Here is a 17,402-nt window from a genome sequence, read left to right on the forward strand (position 1 = left end):
GGGAGTGCGGGTGACGGAGGCGGCGGAGGCGTATGCGACGCAGCTGTCGAGCGTGCGCCGGCTCTCCCCGGCAACGGTGCGGGCGTATGCCGCCGACCTGCGCGACCTCGCGGCCGTCGCCGGCGACGTCGAGGTGACCGAGGTCGATCTCGAGCTGCTGCGCGATTGGCTGTGGCGGGCGACCGAGCGCGGCGACGCGCGCACGACCATCGCCCGGCGCACGGCCTCGGTGCGCGGGTTCTTCGCCTGGGCGCTCGAGGCGGGGCTCGTCGAGACCGACCCCACCGTGCGGCTCGTCGCCCCCAAGCGCGGACGCGCACTGCCCCACGTCGCTACCGCCGGCACGCTCGACGACGTGCTCGCCGCCGCCTCGGCGCGCGCGGCGGACGGCGACGTGATCGCTTTGCGCGACGCCGCCGTGCTCGAACTGCTCTACGCCGCCGCGCTCCGCGTCGCGGAGCTGTGCGGCGCCGACCTCGACGACCTCGACCGCGGTCGGCACACCATCCGCGTCGTCGGCAAGGGGTCCAAGGAGCGGATCGTGCCCTACGGCGCCGCCGCCGCGCACGCCCTCGACAGCTACCTCACCCGAGCGCGCCCGGCCCTCGCCGCCCGCGGCGCGGGCAGCCCCGCGCTCTTCCTCGGCGCGCGCGGCGGACGGCTCGGCACGCGCGCCGCCTACGACATCGTCTCGCGCGCGCTCGCCCCCGCCGTCGGCGCCGACACCATCGGACCGCACGCGCTGCGCCACTCCGCCGCCACGCATCTGCTCGACGGCGGGGCCGACCTCCGCACCGTGCAGGAGCTCCTCGGCCACGCGAGCCTCGGCACCACTCAGATCTACACGCACGTCTCCTCCGAGAAGCTGACTGCCGCCTACCGGCTCGCCCATCCGCGCGCCTGAGATGCTCGGCCTGCGGCGGGACGACGAGCGCACAGACCGGGTTAGCCTGCTGTGATGAAGAACCGGCACGCCCCGATCACCGTCGCGCTCGCGCTCGCCGCTCTGCTGACCACGGCGTGCACCGACAGTCCCGAGCCGCGCCTCACCGTGCTGCCCACTTCACCGGCCACGTCGTCGGCGACGCCCGGCGTCACGCCCGCCTCGCCCGACGCCTCGGGCGGCACCGGAACCGGCGCCGCCGAGACGGCGGTCGCCTGCGCGGGCGGCACCGCGACGATCGCGGGGGAGGGTAGCGCCTACGTCGTCTCCGGTGACTGCGGGCAGATCGTGGTGCAGGGATCGACGCTGACGGTGCGGCTGGACGGTGCCGGAACCGACGGCACCGCGGGCGGGGCGACCGCCCCGGGCGTCACCGTCCGCGGCGAAGGCAACACGATCACCGCGAGCGAGGTGTCGGCCGTGACGATCGAAGGCCAGGCGAACCGCGTCGACGCGACCCTCGCGGGCAGCGTGACCGTCCGCGGCGACCGCAACACCCTCGCCGTCACGGGCGAGGTAGGGTCGCTCCGCATCACGGGCAACAGCAACACCGTCGACGCGGCGTCCGTCGGCTCCGTCACGGTCGCCGGCGAGAGCAACACCTATCCCGGGTCTTGACGCCGCCGGTCTCAGCAACAGGGCAGCAGCACGGCCCGCGGCACACTTCCGAGCAGCAGCATCGGGTTGATGTACTCGCCGTGCCGGCGCACTCCGAAGTGCACCGCGCCGAACGGGGTGTGGCCCCCGGAATCCGCCACGCCGACGACGTCCCCGGCCGCGACCGCGTCGCCGATCGCGACCCGCGCGGCCGTGCCGAGGGCCACCGGCTCGAGGGTGGTCACGAGACCGTCGCCGTGGTCGATCGTCACGACGCCGCGCCCGGCGACCGCGCCGACGAACGCGATCGTCCCGGCGGCGGGCGCGTGCACCTCGGTGCCGGAGGGTGCGGCGAGATCGATCCCTCGGTGGCCAGGCCCGTACGGGTGCGGCGGGGCGACGAACGCGGCGATGATGCGCGGCGGTTCGACCGGCCACTGCCAGCCCGCGAGCGCCGGCTCCGTCGCCGCGGCGAACGCCTCCGAAGGCGACGACGGCGGAGCGGCGGTGGATGCCGAGGCCGCCGCCGGCGCCGCGACGAGCAGCGCGACCACGACGACCGCGTGCAGCGCCCCGCGCGCGGGGTGGCGAGACCGCCGGGCTCCTCGTGGATTCACCCCCTCACTGTCCCGCCGTCGCCGGAGGGATGCGCGGGCATTCGGCGGATCTGTGGACGGATCCGCGGATCGACGCGCTGGGGAGGAGGCGCCGAGCAGGAAGTGCTGGGGAGGGGCGCCCGCCGATGACCCGCCGCAGAGGGCGCCGGCTGATACACTGGAAGTCGCACCCCGCTCGTCGGGGTGACTACGCGTGCCCAGAGCGCGTGCCGGATCACATCCGGTCGCGTGGCATCCACACCCTGAGGTCTCACCGCTCCGGCGGGGAGCGGGTGTGCGCCGGGCACCAGGAGCATCGGCCGACCGGCCGAGCATGAACCCAGAACAAAGGAGAACGGCCATGGCCGTCGTCACCATTCGCCAGCTGCTCGACAGCGGCGTGCACTTCGGACACCAGACCCGCCGGTGGAACCCGAAAGTCAAGCGCTTCATTCTGACGGAGCGCTCCGGCATCCACATCATCGACCTGCAGCAGTCGCTCGGCTACATCGACAAGGCGTACGAGTACGTCCGCGAGACCGTCGCCCATGGCGGCACGGTCCTGTTCGTCGGCACCAAGAAGCAGGCCCAGGAAGTCATCGCCGAGCAGGCGACGCGCGTCGGCCAGCCCTACGTCAACCAGCGCTGGCTCGGTGGCCTCCTCACCAACTTCCAGACGGTGTCCAAGCGCCTCGCGCGCATGAAGGAGCTCGAGGAGCTCGACTTCGACAACCCCGCCGACTCGGGCTTCACCAAGAAGGAGCTCCTCCTCAAGAAGCGCGAGCTCGACAAGCTGCACAAGTCGCTCGGCGGCATCCGCAACCTGCAGAAGACGCCCTCGGCGATCTGGGTCGTCGACGCCAAGCGCGAGCACCTCGCCATCGACGAGGCCAAGAAGCTCGGCATCCCCGTGATCGGCATCCTCGACACGAACGCCGACCCCGACGAGTTCCAGTTCCCGATCCCGGGCAATGACGACGCGATCCGCTCGGTGGGCCTGCTCACCCGCATCATCGCCGACGCCGCCGCCGAGGGCCTCATCCAGCGCCACAACCCGACCGACGAGGCCACCGAGGCCGAGCCGCTCGCCGACTGGGAGCGCGAGCTGCTCGAGCAGGGCTCGGCCGACCAGTCGTCGGCGAACACCGCCGAGGTCGCTGACGCGACCGAGGCCGCGGCCGAAGAGGCCGAGGTCGTCGAGAACGTCGCCGAGGTCGAGACCATCGCCACCGAGTCGGCCGCCGACGAGGCGGGCGCCGAGGCGAAGGCCGAAGGCGACGCCGCGGCCGTCGCCGCCGAGTAAGGCTCACACCCCTTTCCCGGTGCGGGATCGTCGCCCTGCGCGGCGATCCCGCACCGTCATCCACTCACCACGATTCAAGGAGCCACCACCCATGGCAAACTTCACCATCGCCGACATCAAGACGCTGCGCGAGCAGCTGGGCACGGGCATGGTCGACACCAAGAAGGCGCTCGAGGAGGCCGACGGCGACCTCGAGAAGGCCGTTGAGATCCTGCGCCTGAAGGGCGCGAAGGGCAACGCCAAGCGCGCCGACCGGTCGACCAGCGAAGGCCTCGTGACCGCGGTCGCCCACGGCGACAAGGTCACCATCATCGAGCTGAACACCGAGACCGACTTCGTCGCGAAGAACGAGCGCTTCATCGCGCTCGCCGACAAGGTGCTCGAGGCGGCCGCCGCCGTCGACGCCGACTCGGTCGAGGCGGCCCTCGCCGCCCCCGCCGGCGACCAGACCGTCGCAGAGCTGATCTCCGACGAGGCCGCCATCATCGGCGAGAAGGTCGAACTGCGTCGCGTGCGCACGCTCTCGGGCGACAAGTTCGAGATCTACCTGCACAAGACCAGCAAGGACCTGCCCCCGCAGGTCGGCGTGGTGCTCGTCTACACGGGCGACGACGCCGAGACCGCGCGCTCGATCGCGCAGCACATCTCGTTCGCCAACCCCACCTACCTCTCGCGTGACGACGTTCCCGCGGACGAGGTCGAGAAGGAGCGCGAGATCGTCACCGAGATCTCCCGCAACGAGGGCAAGCCCGAGGCTGCCCTGCCGAAGATCGTCGAGGGCCGCGTGAACGCGTTCTTCAAGCAGGTCGCCCTGCTCGACCAGGACTACGCGAAGGACAACAAGCTGTCCGTCGCGAAGGTCGCTGACGATGCCGGGATCACGATCACCGACTTCGCCCGCTTCAAGGTCGGCGCGTAAGTCGCTTCCGGGGGTCCGCATTCGCGAGGATGCGGACCCCTTTCCCTTGCCGGCTTCGATAGTCTGCATCCCGACGAGAGGAACCCCCCGTGATCGATGAGAACACCGGACGCCGCCGCGTCTTGCTGAAGCTGTCCGGAGAGGCGTTCGGGGGCGGCCAGCTCGGCGTCAACCCCGACGTCGTCGGACAGATCGCGCGAGAGATCGCCGCGGCGGTCGACCGCGTCGAGGTCGCGATCGTCGTCGGCGGGGGCAACTTCTTCCGCGGCGCCGAGCTCAGCCAGCGCGGCATGGACCGCGGGCGCGCCGACTACATGGGCATGCTCGGCACCGTCATGAACGCTCTCGCCCTGCAGGACTTCCTCGAGCAGGCGGGTGCCGCCACGCGCGTGCAGTCCGCGATCTCGATGACCCAGGTCGCCGAGCCGTACATCCCGCGCCGTGCCGAGCGGCACCTCGAGAAGGGCCGCGTCGTGATCTTCGGCGCTGGGGCGGGCCTGCCCTACTTCTCCACCGACACCGTCGCCGCCCAGCGCGCCCTCGAGATCGGCGCCGACGAGGTGCTCGTCGCCAAGAACGGCGTCGACGGCGTGTACACGGCCGATCCGAACAAGGATGCCTCGGCCACCAAGATCGACGAGATCACCTACCAGGACGCCCTGCAGCGCGGTCTCAAGGTCGTCGACTCGACCGCCTTCAGCCTCTGCATGGACAACGGCATCGATATGCGCGTGTTCGGCATGGAGCCGGCCGGCAATGTGACCCGCGCGCTCCTCGGCGAGCGGATCGGCACGCTCGTCACCGTCTGAGCGGCGCCACCTCCCCGCACTAGACTTTCCCCGACGCAACAACGAATGGAGTGACCGTGATCGCCGAGACCCTGGCCGACACGTCCGCACGCATGGACCGCGCCGTCGAGGCCGCGAAGGACGACTTCGCGACCGTGCGCACGGGACGCGCCAACCCCCAGCTGTTCCAGAAGGTGATGGTCGACTACTACGGCTCTCCCACGCCGCTGTCGCAGCTCGCCTCGCTGAACGCCCCCGAGGCGCGCACGCTCGTCGTCACGCCGTACGACAAGTCGGCGCTGAAAGCGATCGAGCAGGCGATCCGCGACATCCCGAACCTCGGCGTGAACCCCACCAACGACGGCAACCTCGTGCGGGTCACGATGCCCGAGCTCACCGCCGAGCGCCGCAAGGAGTACGTCAAGCTCGTCCGCACGAAGGGCGAGGACGCGAAGGTGCACCTCCGGGGCATCCGCCGCAAGGCCAAGGACGAACTGGATGCCTTGAAGAGCGACGTCGGCGAGGACGACCTCGTGCGCGCCGAGAAGGAGCTCGACCAGATCACCCGCGCGCACGTCGACGAGATCGACGAGGCACTCAAGCGCAAAGAGGCTGAACTTCTCGAGGTGTGAGGCGATGACCGATCCCTCCGGCGAACCCGCCGCGGGCGAGGACACCCCCCTCAGCCGGGGGGAGGCCCGTCGGCAGGCCGACAACTCCTCGGCGTTCCACGATCACGTGCGCGCGGCGCGCAGCGAGTTCGAGCAGCAGTTCGATCGCGCCCGCGCGGATTTCGAGCAGGTGCAGGACCGCATCAACGAGCGCACCGGCCGGAACCTCCTCATGGCGATCCTCATCGGCCTCGCCGTGGGCGCGGTGGTGCTCGCCTCGCTGCTGTTCGTGAAGTGGCTGTTTCTCATCTTCGCCCTGCTGGTGTGCCTGCTCGGCGTGTTCGAGTTCGCCCGGGCGCTGGAGGCCGCAGGACGCCGGATCGACGTCGTGCCGCAGCTGGTCGCCGGGGCGATCATCATGCTGTCGGGGTTCTTCCTCGGCCACTGGACGCACTGGGTGATCACCTTCGCGTGCGTCGCCGCCGTGATCGTGTGGCGGATGCTCGCGCAGATGGCCGCCCGTGATGGGCGCCGCTACGGCGATGTGCTCACCGACATCCTCGTCACCGGCTTCGTGCCGCTGTACCTGCCCTTCCTCGCCTCGCTCGCCCTCGTGCTGCTGCGCCAGGACCAGGGTGAGCTGTGGGTGCTCGGCATGCTCATCGTCGTCGTCGCGGCCGACACGGGCGCCTACGCGAGCGGGCTGGCCTTCGGCTCGCACCCGATGGCCCCGCGGATCAGCCCGAAGAAGACCTGGGAGGGCTTCGCCGGGGGAGCCCTCGCCACGACGATCGCGGCCGTGCTCTACACGATGTTCGTGCTGCGGGCGCCGTGGTGGGTCGGCCTCGTCTTCGGCGTCGTGATCCTCGGCTGCGCGACGGTGGGCGATCTCGGCGAGTCGATGATCAAGCGCGACCTGGGCATCAAGGACATGAGCTCGTGGCTGCCCGGACACGGCGGCGTGCTCGACCGTCTCGACTCGATCCTCCCCTCCGCCGGCGCCGCGCTGGCGCTGTATTTCCTGTTCTCTCCCCTGGTGGGCTTGGTGGGTGCATGACCGTTCAGACCGCGACCGAAACCGTCCCCTTCCCGCGCGCCACGGGCCGCCAGAAGGGCTACCGCGCCGAGGACGTCGACGCGTTCCTCGTGCGTGCCCGGGCGGCGTTCGAGTCACCCGATCAGACCGATGTCGACGCGACCACCGTGCGCACGGTGGCGTTCCCGCTCGTCCGGCACGGCTACCAGATCGCCGCCGTCGACGCGGCCCTCGGCCGGATCGAGGATGCCTTCGCGGCGCGCGAGCGTGAGCACGCGCTCGGCCGGGCCGGTGCCCGCGCCTGGGTGGGTCAGTCGCGCAAGCTCGCGCAGGAGGTGCTCGACCGGCTGACACGGCCCAAGCGGCACCGTTTCCGCCGGGTCGGGCTGCTGCGCTACGGCTACCGCATCGACGAGGTGGACCTCGTCGCTGACAAGATCGCCCGGTTCCTCGAGGACGGTGAGCCCGTCACCGTCGACCAGGTGCGGTCCGTCGCGTTCCGCATGCAGCGCCGCGGTTACAGCGAGGCGCAGGTCGACGCGGTGCTCGACGCCGTCGTCGAGGTGATGCTCGCCGTCGTGTGACGGGGCCGATAGACTCGTCGCACTGTGACTTCCGACGCCGAGCTGACACCCGCGGCCGACCCGACGAGTTCGCCGCCCGCCCTGCGCAGCACTGCCCTGCGCAGCACTGCCCTGCGCAGCACGCCCGCGCGTGCGGCTGCGCCCGCGCCGCGCTGGTCGCGGCGCCGCGGCGTCATGAGCGTCTTCGCCCTGTTCGCGGTCGCGGCCTTCGGTGTCGCGTACATCGGTCCGCTGAGCGCGTCGACCACGCAGGCCGAGGCCGCCGAGCTCGACCCGCTCTCGCTCTACGCCGGCACCATCGCCGACGCCCAGTCGTACCTGGCGCGCAGCGACCAGAGCGTGTCGCTCGGCCGAGACGGCATGGTCTACACGGTCTACGTCGCGCCGAAGCCGACGCCCACGCCGACACCGACGGCTGTCGAAGAGTCCTCGACGGCGTCGGCCGCGTGGACCCCGCCCTTCGTCTCGCCCGACCCGGGCACCGCCCAGGCGGTCGCCTACTCGATGGTGCAGGAGCGCGGCTGGGGCGACGAGGAGTTCGCGTGCCTCGTGGCTCTGTGGAGCAAGGAGTCGGGCTGGCGGGTCAACGCCTACAACTCCGGCAGCGGTGCCTACGGCATCCCTCAGGCCCTCCCGGGCAACAAGATGGCCTCCGCCGGCGCCGACTGGGAGACGAACCCGGCGACCCAGGTCGCGTGGGGCCTCGGCTACATCTCCGGCCGCTACGGCACCCCGTGCGGCGCGTGGGGGCATTCGCAGTCAAGTGGCTGGTACTGATCGGATGCCTCGCGCGAACCGTCGTCGTCGCGAGCCCGAAGACGACTCGCTCGGCCGCCTTCTGGCCGGCTGGAAGCGCACCGAGACGCGCCGCGGCGTCACCTGGACGGTGCAGCCTGTGAGCGCCGCGTCGGCGCAGAAGACCTACACCTGCCCCGGATGCGGGCGGGACGTCACACCCGGTGTCGCGCACGTGGTGGTGTGGCGCGCCGATGGCGTGCTGGGCGACGCCGCCGACCTCGCCGCGCGTCGGCACTGGCACACGAACTGCTGGAGGATCGGCTGACATGGAGATCCGCGGACCGGTGCTGCTGCCGGCACGGCGCGAAGAGATCGAGCTGCACACGCTCGACGACCTGACGCTCGTCGGCGAGCTCGCCCTGCCCGAGCGCGGCGACCCCGTCGCGACGCTCGTGACCCTGCATCCGCTGCCCACCGCGGGCGGGTTCATGGACTCGCACATCCTCCGCAAGGCGGCGGCGCGCCTGCCCGCCCTCGCCGATCTCGCTGTGCTCCGCTTCAACACCCGCGGCACCACCTCGCCGCGCGGCACGAGCGAGGGCGCCTTCGACGGGGGTCAGGCGGAGGCTTTCGACGTCGCCGCCGCGATGGACCTGGTGCGCGAGCGTGCGCTGCCCCGGCCCTGGCTCGTGGGCTGGTCGTTCGGCACGGAGCTCGCCCTGAAGTACGGCAGGGACCACGACGTCGATGGCGTCATCCTGCTCTCGCCGCCGCTGCACCGGGCCACGGACGAGGAGGTCGCGGCGTGGGCGGGCGACGGGCGGCGGATGGTCGTCGTCGTGCCCGAGTTCGACGACTATCTGCGCCCCGACGAGGCGCGCGAGCGCTTCGCGGCGGTGCCGCAGGCGACGGTGATCGCCGTCGAGGGCGGCAAGCACCTGTGGGTGGGGGAGAGTCAGACCCGGCGGGTGCTCACCGAGATCGTCGCGGCCGTGAACCCCGACGCTCTGCCGCTGCCGACCGACTGGGACGGCGACGCGTAGGGCTCCTACTCAGCAGCGGCTCAGCCGCCGCTCAGCGCTCGTTCTGCCGCGGGACGATCACCTGTCGGTAGATGATGAGGATGCTCGCCGCCACCGGGATCGCGACGAGCGCGCCGAGCAGACCCAGCAGCGAACCGCCGGCGAGGGCCGCGATGACGACGACGGCGCCCGGCACCGAGACGGCGCGGTTCATGATGCGCGGGGAGAGGATGTACGCCTCGACCTGCATGTAGATCGCGTAGTAGATGAGGGCGACGAGCGCCGTCCGCGGCGACCCGAGCCCGGGGATCAGGCAGACGAGCACGATGATCGTCGAACCCGTGAGCGTTCCGACGAGCGGGATCAGGGAGAAGAAGAACGCGATCACGGCGAGCACCGCGGGGAAGGGCGCCTGGATGATCGTCAGGAAGATCGCGCTCAGCACCCCGTTGATGACGCCGAGGGTCACCTGCCCCATGACGTAGTAGCCGACCGACGCGGTGATCTGGTCGGCGAGATCGACGAAGCGCGCGCGCTTGGAGGCGGGCACGAGCTGCGCGACGGCGACCTTGAGGTTCGGCGTGGAGGCGGCGAAGTAGATCGTCAGGATCAGGACGATCAGGGCGCCCGTGAAACCGGCGATAATGCCCGCGCCGATGCCGAGGATCGTGTTGCCGGCGACCGAGCCGATCTGGCCGAAGTCGAGGCTGTTGTACCAGTCGGAGATGTAGCCGAACACCTTGTCGACGTCGAGCGCCGGGAAGGTGCCGTGCAGCCACGCGCTGAACTCGTCGACTGGGTTCCACGACCCGTTGACGATGCGCTCCACGAGCCCCTGGATCTGCGTGGCCAGCTGCGAGATCTGACCGATGAGCACGGGGATGACGATGAGGATGATCCCGGCGAACACCGCGAGCACCACGGCGAACGTGATCAGCAGCGCCGCCCAGCGGGGGAGCCCCTTGCGCTCGAGCCACGACACGGCCGGGTCGAGACCCAGCGCGAGGAAGAGGGCGGTGCCGACGTAGAGCAGGATCGTGGACAGCGACTGCACGCTCATGATGATCAGCATGCCGACGCCCACGCCGAGCGTGGCGATCACGGCCGTGCGGAACGGTTGTTGCAGCTTCACGCGGACTCCTCGGAATGGCGGTTCGGTGCTCAGATTACGCACGTTAGCGGCGCGGGCGTGTTCCCACGCGGGGCTTGACAGCCTCCCGGTCCACGCTCAGGTCGATTTCGCTAGTCTGGAACGTCGAGTGTGTGCTCCCGGACCCCGCCGTGGAGCGCAGGGAGGTGTGATTCGTGCGTTTCGTGTGGGCTGTGGCCGCTTTCGTGCTGGCTGCTCTCATGATCGGTGCGGGCATCGCCCAGCGCACGATCTTCGAGGGTCCGAAGTCGCAGAGCCAGGCGATCGAGGTCGCCGGCGACGCGCCGTACGTGCTGATCGACGGCTCGGTGCTCACGAGTCACGACGGCTCGCAGAACCTGCGCGTGCAGGGCGACGGCACGATCTTCGCCGCCTACGCCCGCACCGCCGACATGAAGGCGTGGCTCGCGCGCGCCGACTACACCGAGGTCGGTGTCGACGATGGCGCGATCACGTCGTCATCCATCGCCGCCGCCGACCCGCCCGCGGCCGACGCCGCCCCGCTCACCCCGGTCGGCTCCGACCTGTGGCTCGACGAGTTCCAGCAGAAGGACGTGCTCATCACGCCGCTGCAGCTGCCCGCCGACATGAGCCTGCTGGTCGCCACCGACGGCGTTGAGCCCGCTCCGCGTTCGCTGAGCCTGACGTGGCCGGTGCGCTCGTCGACGCCGTGGGCCGGTCCGCTGATCGTCGGCGGATCGATCCTGCTCGTGGTCGGTCTCGTCCTCTACGTGCTCGGCGTGCGGCACGCGCGCCGCTCGCGCGGGCCCCGCCGCAAGGGCGTGCCGCTCCCGGTCACCGAGCCGATCGACCTCTCCGTCGAAGGGTCGGACAAGGGCGTCATCAGCGCCACGACCGCGCGTCGCAGGCTCACCCGGGGGAAGAAGTCGTTCGTGGCCCTCCCGCTCGTCGCGGCCGGTGCGCTGCTGATCACCGGGTGCACTCCGGATGCCTGGCCGCAGCCGGCGGCGAGCCCGACACCTTCGGCGAGCGCGAGCGTCGTCGTGCCCGACGACCAGGGCAGCCCCGTGGTGACCGAGACGCAGGCCGAGCGGATCGTCGGTCGCATCTCGACCGCGGTCGCCGCCGCCGACGAGGCGCGCGACGCCACCGCCGCCTCCGTCCGCCTCGCCGGCACCGCCCTGGCCGTCCGGGAGACCAACTACACGCTCCGCGGCGCGATCGCCGACGAGCCGGCTGTTCCGGCCATTCCGAGCGGCGACCTGCAGGTGATCCTGCCCGAGGCGAACGACGAGTGGCCGCGCACCTTCTTCGCCGTCGCCGCGGGGGGAACCGAGGGCGGCGCCGAGTCGGCCGACCAGATCCTGAGCGTCTCGCAGCAGGACCCGTGGTCGCCGTACCAGCTCACCTCGATCGCGACGCTCACCTCGGACACCGAGCTGAACCTCGCCCCCGCCTACGTCGGCGCGATCCCGATCCCGGCCGATTCACCGTTCCTTGCGATCGCTCCCGATGGACTCGCCGCCGCGTACGCCGACGTGCTGACGAAGGGGACCGGCAGCGAGTATGCGGCGCTGTTCGACTCCGCCGACGACGCGTTCCAGACGCAGCTCGACGCCAACCGCACGCAGCGCCTCAACGACTTCAACCAGACCGGCGCGCAGACCGGGTCTCTGACCTTCGCGGCGACCGCGGGGACGCAGAAGCCGGTCGCCCTCGCAACCCTCGACTCCGGCGCGATCGTCGCCGTGACGGTCGACGACATCGACACGGTCGTGCCGACCAACACCGACGCGGTGATCAAGGTCGACAACAACCCCATCGTGCAGACGCTCACCGGTGTGACGCAGTCGGCGACCGGGTTCACGACGACGTATGCGAACCAGCTGTTCTTCTTCGTCCCGTCTCAGAGCTCCAAGGAGCGCATCAGCCTCCTCGGGTACTCGTCCAACATCCTCCAATCGAAGGTGGTCAGCTGATGAGCGATCCCCGTCCGGGTGCCGTGCTGCGCGGCGCCGTCGACCTGTCGGCCCTGCGCTCGCGCGCCGCGGCTCCCGCCTCCCCGACCGGCCACGCGCCGGCATCCGGCAGCCCCTCGCTCGTCTTCGACGTGACCGACGCGACGTTCGGTCAGGTGCTCGAGCTCTCCCGCACCGTGCCGGTCGTCGTCGACCTCTGGGCGGAGTGGTGCGGGCCGTGCAAGCAGCTGAGCCCCGTGCTCGAGAAGGTCGTCACCGAGCTCGACGGGCGCCTCGTGCTCGCGAAGGTCGACGTCGACGCGAACCCGCAGCTCGCGCAGGGCTTCCGCGCGCAGTCGATCCCGATGGTCGTCGCGCTCGTCGCCGGCCAGCCCGTGCCGCTGTTCACCGGTGCCGTGCCCGAAGAGCAGGTGCGCGAGGTGTTCGGCCAGCTGCTGCAGCTGGCGGCCCAACACGGTGTGACGGGTGTCGTCCCGCGCGGCGAGGGCGGAGAGGCGGATGCCTCGGCATCCGAGCCCGACGAGCCGGCGCTGCCGCCGCTGCATCAGGAGGCGTTCGACGCGATTGAAGCGGGCGACTACGCCCGCGCCGTGACGGCGTACGAGGCGGCGCTGGCCGAGAACCCCCGCGACGACCAGGCCCGTGCGGGTCTCGGCCAGGTGCGACTGCTCGACCGCGTGCAGCACCTCGATCTGCAGGAGGCGCGCGCCGCCGCGGCCGCCGCGCCGCGCGATGTCGACGCGCAGTTCGCCGTCGCCGACCTCGACCTGGCCGGCGGCCACGTCGATGACGCGTTCGAGCGTCTGCTGGATCTGTTCGCCGAGCTTCCCGCCGACGAGCGCGCTCCCGTGCGCGAGCGCCTGCTGGAGCTCTTCGGGCTCGTCGGCGACGCCGATGCGCGGGTCATCCGCGCGCGCGGGCGCCTCGCGAGCCTGCTGTTCTGACGCGTGTGCTGACGCGCCGGCCGCGCTGCTGAGGCGCCGCCGGCGCCTCCGACCCGGCCGGGCGCCGTGTCAGCCGGCCGACTTGCCGAGCCAGAGCACGCCGAGCGGCGGCAGCACCATCGTGGCGCGACCGTTCTCGTCGGCGTGCACGACGCCGAGGTTGCCGACGCCCGACCCGCCGTACTGCTGCGCGTCGGAGTTCAGCAGCTCCGTCCACTCGCCCGCGGCGGGCAGGTCGAGCGCGTAGTCCTCGATCGGCGTACCGGAGAAATTGCAGATGATCGCGACCGTGTTGCCGTGGTGGTCGACCCGTGAGAACGCGATGACGTTCGGGTTCCAGCTCGGCTCACCGAGGCGCCGGAAGGCGGCGCCGTCGCTGTCGCGCGACCAGAGCGGGGCCTGCTCGCGGTAGACGCGGTTCATCGCGCCGACGAAGTCGAGCAGCTGCCGGTGCGGCGGCTGATCCAGCATCCACCAGTCGAGACCCCGGCTCTCCGACCATTCCGAGAGCTGGCCGAAATCCTGCCCCATGAACAGCAGCTGCTTGCCGGGGTGCCCCCACATGTAGGCGAGGAAGGCGCGGACGTTCGCGAGCTTCTGCCAGTGGTCGCCCGGCATGCGGGTGAACAGGGTGCCCTTGCCGTGCACGACCTCGTCGTGGCTGATCGGCAGCACGAAGCGCTCGCTGAAGGCGTAGACGAACGAGAACGACAGCTCGCCCTCGTGGTGTGCGCGGTACATCGGGTCGCGCTGGAAGTAGACGAGCGTGTCGTTCATCCAGCCCATGTTCCACTTGAACCCGAAGCCGAGGCCGCCCTCGCTGGTCGGCGCCGTCACGCCGGGGTAGCTCGTCGACTCCTCGGCGATCATCGCGATGCCGGGGTAGCGCTTGTAGGCGGTGCCGTTGACCTCCTGCAGGAACCGGATCGCCTCGAGGTTCTCCCGGCCGCCGTAGATGTTCGGCTCCCACTCGCCCTCGTTGCGCGAGTAGTCGAGATAGAGCATGGATGCCACGGCGTCGACGCGCAGTCCGTCGACGTGGAACTCCTCGAACCAGTACAGCGCGTTCGCGACGAGGAAGTTCCGCACCTCGTTGCGGCCGTAGTCGAAGATCAGCGTGCCCCAGTCCTTGTGCTCGCCGCGGCGGGGGTCGGGGTGCTCGTAGAGCGGTTCGCCGTCGAAGCGGGCGAGCGCGAAGGCATCCTTCGGGAAATGCCCCGGCACCCAGTCCATGATGACGCCGAAGCCCGCCTGGTGGAGCCGATCGATGAGGTAGCGGAGGTCGTCGGGCGTGCCGAACCGGCTCGTCGGCGCGTAGTAGCCCGAGACCTGGTACCCCCACGAGCCGCCGAACGGGTGCTCGGCGAGCGGCAGGAACTCGACGTGCGTGTAGCCCACCTCGGTCAGGAAGTCGATGAGGGGCTGCGCCGCGTCGCGGTAGCCGAGGCCCGGGCGCCACGAGCCGAGATGCAGTTCGTAGGTCGACATCGGCTGGTCGGTGGGCGAGCGGCGCGCTCGCGCGGCCATCCACTCGTCGTCGCCCCACGTGTACGACGACTCGGTGACGACCGACGCCGTCGCCGGCGGCACCTCCGCCCACTGGGCCATCGGGTCGGCCTTCAGGATCCAGCCGTCGTGCGGGGTGAGGATCTCGTATTTGTACGTCGTTCCCGCGGCGAGCCCCGGGACGAACAGCTCCCACACGCCGGTCGAGCCGAGGCTGCGCATCGCGTGCGAGCGGCCGTCCCAGCCGTTGAAGTCCCCGACGACACGCACGGCTCGCGCGCGCGGCGCCCAGACGGCGAACGAGACGCCGGTCACCCCGGTGTAGTGGTGCACGTGGGCGCCGAGCACGTCCCAGAGCTGCTCGTGCCGGCCCTCGCCGATGAGGTACTGGTCGACCTCGCCGAGGGTCGGCAGATGCCGGTACGGATCGTCGCTGCGGAACTCGGTGCCGTCGTCGTAGGTCGCGACGAGCTCGTAGGCCGTCGGCTGCGTGTCCGTCGCGCCCTCCCAGACCCCGCCGCGAACGTGGGTGAGGGGCACGCTCCGCCCGTCCGAGGTGACGGCGGTGACCGTCTTCGCCAGCGGGCGGCGCGCCCGGATCACCCACGACCCATCCGCCTGCTGGTGCGGCCCGAGCACGTCGTGCGGGGCGTGGTAGGAGCCGTCGGCGACGGTGTCGAGGACCTGGTCCGAAACGGTGCTCATCGGGTCTTCCTCACGTGCAGGATGTGGACGGGTTCGGCGAACGCGTCGAGGCGGACGAAGGCATCCTGGTTCCACGTCCAGACGGCCCCGGTGATGAGGTCTTCGACCTCGTAGTCGGCGCCGCGCGGGACGCCCCACACCGTCGTGTCGAGGTGGACCATCGTCTGGCGCGCCGAGTGCGGGTCGACGTTGGCGACGACGATGATCGTGTCAGACTCGCCCGATTCGGTCAGGGCCCCGTCGATGTGCTTGCTGTAGACGAGGATGGCCTCGTCATCGCTCCAGTGCACGGTGAGCCCGCGCAGCTGGCGGAGCGCCGGATGGGCGCGCCGGATCTCGTTCAGCCGCGTCAGGTAGGGCGCCAGGGTGGTGCCCGCGGCATCCGCCGCCGCCCAGTCGCGCAGCTTGTACTCGTACTTCTCGTTGTCGATGTTCTCTTCGGAGCCGGGCCGGGCGATGTTCTCGATCAGCTCGTAGCCGGCGTAGACCCCGTACGACGCACTGCCGGTCGCGGCGAGCGCGGCGCGCACCTTGTACGCGGGGCGGCCGCCGTACTGCAGGTACTCGGTGAGGATGTCGGGGGTGTTGACGAAGAGGTTCGGCCGCATCACGTCGGCGGTCTCACCCGAGATCCACTGCAGGAACTCCTCGAGCTCGGCCTTGGTGTTGCGCCAGGTGAAGTACGAGTAGCTCTGCTGGAACCCGGCCTGGGCGAGGCCCAGCAGCGGAGCGGGGCGGGTGAACGCCTCGGCGAGGAAGACGACGTCCGGGTCTTCGGCGTTCACCTCCGCGATCAGCCACTCCCAGAACTGCAGGGGCTTGGTGTGCGGGTTGTCGACGCGGAAGATCTTCACGCCCTGCGCGATCCAGTGCCGTACGATCCGCAGCACCTCGGCGCGGATGCCGTCCGGGTCGTTGTCGAAGTTGACCGGATAGATGTCCTGGTACTTCTTCGGCGGGTTCTCGGCGAAGGCGATCGACCCGTCGGGAAGCGTGGTGAACCACTCCGGATGGGCTGTCACCCAGGGGTGGTCGGGCGCCGCCTGCAGGGCGAGGTCGAGGGCGATCTCGAGCCCCTCGACGCGGGCCGCGCGCACGAACGCGCGGAAGTCGGCGAGCGTCCCGAGGTCGGGGTGCACAGTGTCGTGTCCGCCCGCGGCGGAGCCGATCGCCCACGGCGAGCCCGGGTCGCCGGGACCGGCGACGAGCGCGTTGTTCGGGCCCTTGCGGTTCACCTCGCCGATCGGATGGATGGGCGGCAGGTAGAGCACATCGAACCCCATCGCGGCGACGGCCGGGAGGCGCTTGGTGGCGGTGCGGAAGGTGCCGCTCGCGATCGTGCCGTCCTTCCGGCGCTTCGCGCCCTCGGACCGTGGGAAGAACTCGTACCAGGCGCCGACGCCCGCGCGCTCGCGCTCGACGAGCAGCTCACGGTCCTCGCCGAGGGTGAGGAGCGAGCGCAGCGGACGCTCGCGGAAGAACTCGGCCAGCTGCGGGTCACGCACGACCGCGAGGGCGGCCTCGTCCGAGGCATCCTCATCGCGCAGCGTCGCCGCCGCGGCCGTCAGCGCGCGCGTCTGGGCGGCGCCCCGGTCCTTCTCGGTCGCTGCGGCGGTGAACAGCCGCGCGCCGATCTCGCGCATGAGGGCGGTGTCGACGCCGGCGGCGATCTTCAGCTCGGCGGCGTGCTGCCACGTGGCGACGTCGTCGGCGAAGGCCTCGAAGCGGAACGTCCAGACGCCCTGCTCGAGCGGGGCGATGAGGGTGCGCCAGCGGTCGAAGCCGTCGTCGAGCGCCGCGAGCCGGTGCAGCGACTCGGCGCCGGAGGGTGAGGTAAGGCGCACGTGCACGCCGATGAGGTCGTGTCCCTCGCGGAACGCGGTCACCTGGAAGGGCACCGCCTCGCCCGCGTACGCCGACGGGCGGAACCCGGGATCGGGCGCGGCCGGGCGCGGGAGGGTCAGCGGGATGCGGCCGGTGCGCGTGTCGGGGTCGCTCTGCCACGCCTCGGCGGGCCGGA

17 protein-coding genes are annotated in these 17,402 nt (G+C 71.1%); 13 read left to right on the plus strand and 4 right to left on the minus strand.

Annotated elements, in window-relative coordinates:
- Positions 1-4: 4 nt before the first annotated feature.
- Together FHX68_RS01605 and FHX68_RS01610 are read left to right on the plus strand one after the other, a co-directional pair.
- Complete coding sequence (locus tag FHX68_RS01605; RefSeq protein ID WP_141380704.1) at positions 5-904, plus strand: tyrosine-type recombinase/integrase; 900 nt, start codon at positions 5-7, stop codon at positions 902-904.
- Positions 905-958: 54 nt separating this feature from the next.
- The gene (locus FHX68_RS01610) at positions 959-1,561 is read left to right on the plus strand and encodes a DUF3060 domain-containing protein (RefSeq protein ID WP_141380705.1); all 603 of its coding nucleotides are present in this window, start codon (positions 959-961) and stop codon (positions 1,559-1,561) included.
- A gap of 11 nt (positions 1,562-1,572) precedes the next feature.
- On the opposite strand, the gene FHX68_RS15405 is transcribed toward FHX68_RS01610, so the two are convergent.
- A complete protein-coding gene (locus FHX68_RS15405) occupies positions 1,573-2,157 on the minus strand; it encodes a murein hydrolase activator EnvC family protein (protein ID WP_229661422.1) in 585 nt (194 codons plus the stop codon).
- 340 nt (positions 2,158-2,497) lie between these two features.
- On the opposite strand from FHX68_RS15405, the gene rpsB reads away from it, so the two are divergent.
- The 9 genes from rpsB to FHX68_RS01660 all read left to right on the plus strand — a co-directional run bounded on the left by rpsB (position 2,498) and on the right by FHX68_RS01660 (position 9,158).
- Positions 2,498-3,439 (plus strand): 30S ribosomal protein S2, encoded by a 942-nt coding sequence (gene rpsB / locus FHX68_RS01620; protein ID WP_141380706.1) that lies wholly within the window; start codon positions 2,498-2,500, stop codon positions 3,437-3,439.
- 91 nt (positions 3,440-3,530) lie between these two features.
- A complete protein-coding gene (gene tsf, locus FHX68_RS01625; RefSeq protein ID WP_141380707.1) occupies positions 3,531-4,358 on the plus strand; it encodes a translation elongation factor Ts in 828 nt (275 codons plus the stop codon).
- Positions 4,359-4,447: 89 nt separating this feature from the next.
- Positions 4,448-5,167 (plus strand): UMP kinase, encoded by a 720-nt coding sequence (gene pyrH / locus FHX68_RS01630; protein WP_141380708.1) that lies wholly within the window; start codon positions 4,448-4,450, stop codon positions 5,165-5,167.
- A gap of 56 nt (positions 5,168-5,223) precedes the next feature.
- Positions 5,224-5,778, plus strand: coding sequence for a ribosome recycling factor (gene frr / locus FHX68_RS01635; RefSeq protein ID WP_141380717.1), 555 nt, complete (start codon positions 5,224-5,226; stop codon positions 5,776-5,778).
- Between the two features lie 4 nt (positions 5,779-5,782).
- Complete coding sequence (locus FHX68_RS01640) at positions 5,783-6,814, plus strand: phosphatidate cytidylyltransferase (RefSeq protein ID WP_141380709.1); 1,032 nt, start codon at positions 5,783-5,785, stop codon at positions 6,812-6,814.
- Positions 6,811-7,377, plus strand: a complete 567-nt coding sequence (locus FHX68_RS01645) for a DivIVA domain-containing protein (RefSeq protein WP_141380710.1) — start codon at positions 6,811-6,813, stop codon at positions 7,375-7,377. Before FHX68_RS01640 ends, FHX68_RS01645 begins: the two co-directional genes overlap by 4 nt.
- A gap of 24 nt (positions 7,378-7,401) precedes the next feature.
- Positions 7,402-8,154: an aggregation-promoting factor C-terminal-like domain-containing protein gene (locus FHX68_RS01650; RefSeq protein ID WP_307723060.1), complete on the plus strand. Its 753-nt coding sequence runs from the start codon at positions 7,402-7,404 to the stop codon at positions 8,152-8,154.
- A gap of 4 nt (positions 8,155-8,158) precedes the next feature.
- Positions 8,159-8,440, plus strand: coding sequence for a hypothetical protein (locus FHX68_RS01655; protein ID WP_141380711.1), 282 nt, complete (start codon positions 8,159-8,161; stop codon positions 8,438-8,440).
- 1 nt (position 8,441) lies between these two features.
- A complete protein-coding gene (locus tag FHX68_RS01660; RefSeq protein ID WP_141380712.1) occupies positions 8,442-9,158 on the plus strand; it encodes an alpha/beta hydrolase in 717 nt (238 codons plus the stop codon).
- A gap of 31 nt (positions 9,159-9,189) precedes the next feature.
- Here the strand turns inward: FHX68_RS01660 and FHX68_RS01665 are convergent, their stop codons facing one another.
- Positions 9,190-10,269 (minus strand): AI-2E family transporter, encoded by a 1,080-nt coding sequence (locus FHX68_RS01665; protein WP_170214242.1) that lies wholly within the window; start codon positions 10,267-10,269, stop codon positions 9,190-9,192.
- 218 nt (positions 10,270-10,487) lie between these two features.
- Here FHX68_RS01665 and FHX68_RS01670 point away from each other — a divergent pair, with 218 nt between their 5' ends.
- The gene (locus tag FHX68_RS01670; RefSeq protein WP_244926823.1) at positions 10,488-12,227 is read left to right on the plus strand and encodes a DUF8094 domain-containing protein; all 1,740 of its coding nucleotides are present in this window, start codon (positions 10,488-10,490) and stop codon (positions 12,225-12,227) included.
- Positions 12,227-13,171: a tetratricopeptide repeat protein gene (locus FHX68_RS01675; RefSeq protein WP_141380714.1), complete on the plus strand. Its 945-nt coding sequence runs from the start codon at positions 12,227-12,229 to the stop codon at positions 13,169-13,171. Before FHX68_RS01670 ends, FHX68_RS01675 begins: the two co-directional genes overlap by 1 nt.
- Positions 13,172-13,240: 69 nt before the next feature.
- On the opposite strand, the gene glgB is transcribed toward FHX68_RS01675, so the two are convergent.
- Positions 13,241-15,382, minus strand: coding sequence for a 1,4-alpha-glucan branching protein GlgB (gene glgB / locus FHX68_RS01680; RefSeq protein ID WP_141380715.1), 2,142 nt, complete (start codon positions 15,380-15,382; stop codon positions 13,241-13,243).
- Positions 15,379-17,346: an alpha-1,4-glucan--maltose-1-phosphate maltosyltransferase gene (locus FHX68_RS01685; protein ID WP_141380720.1), complete on the minus strand. Its 1,968-nt coding sequence runs from the start codon at positions 17,344-17,346 to the stop codon at positions 15,379-15,381. The genes glgB and FHX68_RS01685 overlap by 4 nt, the downstream gene beginning before the upstream one ends.
- Positions 17,347-17,402 lie beyond the last annotated feature (56 nt).

Source organism: Microbacterium lacticum, from assembly GCF_006716815.1.
Classification (GTDB): Bacteria; Actinomycetota; Actinomycetes; order Actinomycetales; family Microbacteriaceae; genus Microbacterium; species Microbacterium lacticum.